The organism is Thermococcus sp., from assembly GCF_027008145.1.
Lineage (GTDB): Archaea > Methanobacteriota_B > Thermococci > Thermococcales > Thermococcaceae > Thermococcus.
In genome coordinates this window covers 1-3,624 of sequence record NZ_JALTCZ010000008.1, presented here as the reverse complement: position 1 = coordinate 3,624, position 3,624 = coordinate 1, and the positions used below count along the sequence as shown (strand labels likewise).

General features: G+C 55.1%; 5 protein-coding genes. 1 reads left to right on the top strand and 4 read right to left on the bottom strand.

Going from position 1 to position 3,624, the window contains the following annotated elements; all coding sequences use genetic code 11:
* Positions 1–292, top strand: a 292-nt coding sequence (locus MVD07_RS00375) for a M20/M25/M40 family metallo-hydrolase (RefSeq protein WP_297497104.1), incomplete at its 5' end; no start/stop codon positions are given.
* Here MVD07_RS00375 and MVD07_RS00370 read toward each other — a convergent pair.
* From MVD07_RS00370 to pth2, 4 genes are read right to left on the bottom strand one after another with little or no spacing between them, the layout of a single operon-like run.
* A complete protein-coding gene (locus MVD07_RS00370; RefSeq protein ID WP_297497102.1) occupies positions 285–1,136 on the bottom strand; it encodes a GNAT family N-acetyltransferase in 852 nt (283 codons plus the stop codon). The two genes, MVD07_RS00375 and MVD07_RS00370, sit on opposite strands and share 8 nt — an antisense overlap.
* Positions 1,111–1,851, bottom strand: coding sequence for a phosphoglycolate phosphatase (locus MVD07_RS00365; RefSeq protein WP_297497108.1), 741 nt, complete (start codon positions 1,849–1,851; stop codon positions 1,111–1,113). The genes MVD07_RS00370 and MVD07_RS00365 overlap by 26 nt, the downstream gene beginning before the upstream one ends.
* A 48-nt stretch (positions 1,852–1,899) precedes the next feature.
* Positions 1,900–3,150, bottom strand: a complete 1,251-nt coding sequence (gene truD / locus MVD07_RS00360; RefSeq protein ID WP_297497099.1) for a tRNA pseudouridine(13) synthase TruD — start codon at positions 3,148–3,150, stop codon at positions 1,900–1,902.
* A gap of 3 nt (positions 3,151–3,153) precedes the next feature.
* Complete coding sequence (pth2, locus tag MVD07_RS00355; RefSeq protein WP_297497106.1) at positions 3,154–3,510, bottom strand: peptidyl-tRNA hydrolase Pth2; 357 nt, start codon at positions 3,508–3,510, stop codon at positions 3,154–3,156.
* Positions 3,511–3,624: the final 114 nt, after the last annotated feature.

Genomic DNA, 3,624 nt, shown 5'->3' with positions numbered 1-3,624 from the left:
CGTGGAGGAACTGACACCTCCGACGGTAAACTCGAAGAAAATGGCCGATTTCGCGAGGAAAGTTGCCGAGAAGTACGGCCTCAAGTATGGAAACGTTCAGCCGACTATGGGCGCCGAGGACTTCGCCTTCTACCTCCAGAAAGTGCCAGGAGCTTTCCTGACGCTGGGCATAAGGAACGAGGAAAAGGGAATAGTCTACCCCCACCACCACCCGCGCTTTGACGTTGATGAAGGCGTCCTCCACCTTGGTACTGCAATGGAAGTTGCTCTGGCCTTCGAGTTCCTCAGGTGAGGGCCTTTCCCATTATCGGCACTTTCCCTTTCTTTTCCGCCTTCAAAGATTTCATGGTTTCCCCATCGAGAACCGTCAGAACCCTCCAAAAACCCAGCTCTCCCGCCCTGGCAACGGCTTTTGGAACGTCCTCCCTCAGACCCCAGAGGAAGAGGGCCACCTTTCCGGGCCTTCCGGGAAGGGACTTTAGAACGTAGTAAGAATTTCCTGCTCTCCCTGCCTCTATGAGCTCGTGAATTCCAGCAAAGAGGTCTCTGAAGCTTGAGAACCACATATCGTAGGAACTCTGGAAGCGGCCAGCGACAAGCTCAAGGGACTCAACGGCCTCCCACGGAAAGTAGCGGAGGGGTTCAACAACCGCTGGCTCGAAATTTGTTGTCGGGATTTCAACGAGAAGGCCGTCGTAGAAAAGCTCATCCAAGCCCAGCTTTCTGTAAAAGCCTACTGCATCTTCGTCCGGCTGGGTGGTTAAAAGTTCGGCTCCTTCTTTCCTCGCGACTTCTTCTATGAACCCGACGAGGGCCTTTCCAATTCCCCTCCTCCTGAAATCCGAGTGAACTTCGATGACGTCGAGGTGCGCTATTCTTCTCGTTTTCCCTCCAAGAGGCTCCTCTGAGAATAAGACCTCTGCCTCTCCAACAATCTTCCCGTCGAGTTCTGCAACAACCGGCAGCTGGCCCTCAAGGAGGAGGTTGTTTATGTGGACCGAACAGGTCTCAACGCTCATCCAGGGGCCGCCGTGGAGGTAGCGCTCTCCCAACGAAAGGCCGGAGAGGTCTTCACCGGCGGTGTGGACGTCAACTATAACTTTGATGTCGTCAAGGGTCGCTTTCCTGATCTTCATAGCCCTCACCGAGGTAGTCGAACTTCTTCAGGATATACATTATAGCCTCGGCTCCTCCATCGCCGTAGGACTTTTCCGTGACGTAGTCGGCATTCTCTTTAAGGCTCTCGGGGGCCTGGGCAACTGCAACGCGGTAGCCTACGACACGGAAGGCACTCAAATCGTTCTCGCCGTCACCGACGTGGGCAACCTCTTTTGGGCTTATTCCGAGGAACTCACAGGCCTTCTCTATGCCTGTCCCCTTGTTGATCCAGGGCTTCTTGACGTGTATTGCGAAGCCAGAATCTACCGCGGTAAGGTTCAGTCCGAGTTCATCTATGAGTCCCCTCACGGCCTCAACTGGAACCTTCCGGGTTATCACGAGGCCGGCCTTCCTCTCCATCGTCGAGTAGCTCAGCTCCGCCTCAGGAAAGCGCTTTTTGAGCTCGCTCCAGAGGATCCATTCCTCGTCCATGTCTGTTAGGAAAACGCGCTTCCTCATCGTCCCCTCGCTTTTAATGGAGAGTGCCCCGCCGTCCTCGGCAATAACCGGTCCGCTCGTGCCGATAAAGACCGCAGCGGCTTCCGCAAATGGAACCGAGTTGCCGGTAACGAGCATCACTGGAAGACCGAGATTTTCCGCGAGCCTTATCGCCTTCAGTGCCTCTATGCTCAGCGTCCTGTCACTATAGGTAATCGTGCCGTCTATGTCGAGAGAAATCACCTTTACCCCCACTTCTTTCACCTGGAAACGAAAAGGGGAGGAATGGATATAAGCCTTTGGTTAGTGATCCTTCATAATCTCCCTCAAAACGCTGGTGGCATAGACCCCCTTGGGCAGGAAAAAGCGGAGGCAGATGCCCGTTCCCGGGATGTAGCCGTAGGTAAGGCCGATGGGTCTTATCAGGAGCTCTCTTCTGCCACCGGGTTCGGCCATGGACTTTGGAAGCCTCTTAAAGGCTTCAAGGGAAATTCCCTCCTCCTCAAGGATCCCCTCCTCAAGCCTTCCAGGGAGACCCTTCGCGCGCCTCATCAAGAATCCGAAGAGGGGCCCGGAGACCATGGCCTGGCTTTGCTTTATCTTCTCGTTCACGAAGCTAACGTTCGTCTCGGTCACGCGGTAGGTTCTGTCGCGATGGGGGATTCCCCCTTTTACCTGAACCACAATATCACCAACGAGGGCCTCGTTAAGGGGCAGTCCCTCCTCGATGCGCATCGACAGGTAGAGGTTGAAGAGGTAGCTCTGGTAGGAGTGGACGAATATCCTGAGGATCGGCATTGGGAGAGCTAAGAATGCCCTCTTCCAGCTCCCAGTCTTCTTATATACCTGGAGCATCATTCTCTCGTACCTTAGAAACCCGGGGAACTCCCGGAGGGCTAGCTCAACGTCTCCCGCCTCCGAGAAGTGCCTCCTGGCATCATCCCCTTCCATGGTTCCGTCAGCTTCCCCAATGAAGAGCTTCGCAGCTTCATCGAACTTCCCCTGAAGGAGGAGCTTCCCGACGAGGTGGTTGACGACGCGCCTCTCCCCGAAGCGCTGGTAGCCGAAGTAGTTGGGAAAGCCCCCTTTTCCGCGGAGTTCCCTTACTATCTCCTTCGTCCTCTCGAAAGCGTCTTCGCCCACTCCCTTCACGATTATCCTAAACCTGTTGCCGAGAAGGTGGCCGAGCTTGATGAACCTTCCATATGAGACAAAGCTAAGCTCAACGTCCCTTATTTGAAGGGCCTCAACCTTCTCTTTCACCCCCGCCGGCACGCTTATGTACTGGTAAGTTACCGCCCTCTTGTCCTTGGTCCCTGCGAAGCCTATCTCCCGGTGGCTTATCCCCGTCCTCTTGGCTATCTCCCTGATTACCGCCATCGTGTCCCAGTTCCTCTTCTTGAGGAGGAATACCGCCTGCTTTCTCCCCTCGAAGATCTGAGGCAGGGACTCTTCGATGACCACGAAATCCTCCGGGAGGGCCTTTATCTTCCCGCCTATTCCGGACTTTCCGCTCAGATGCCTAAAGCGGGAAAAGAACTCGCGGTAGTCCATGCCTCACACCAACTTCAAATGGCCGGTAACCTTGTCAACCAGCTCCTCCGGGCCCGGGCCGACGGCCAGAACCGTAACGGTCCCGGGGGGAATCTCGGTTAACCCGGCATCCCTGATCAGCGCCGTCGGAAGGTCGAGCTTTTCAGCCTTTTCCTTGAGCTGGAGGAGCTCCTCAAGGTTCTCGGCTTTAACGACGACTTTCTTCTGCCCCTCTTTAAACCAGGCCCTAAACCACTCTGGCTTTTCCTTCTGGGTCTTTATCGCTGCCGTAACGGCACCGTGGGCAACCTGAACGGCGAACTTGCCCCTGCTGAGCTTCAGATCCTTCCGGGAGACAATGACCTGCTTGAACCTGAACATTACCCACACCGTAAAGAGAAGAGGGAAGGAATTTAAAAAGCTGCCTCAGAGCTCGGTCTCCTCTTCCTCTTTCTTAGGCAGCCCTCCCGGTCTTCTCTGCTTCTTCCTGAGCAC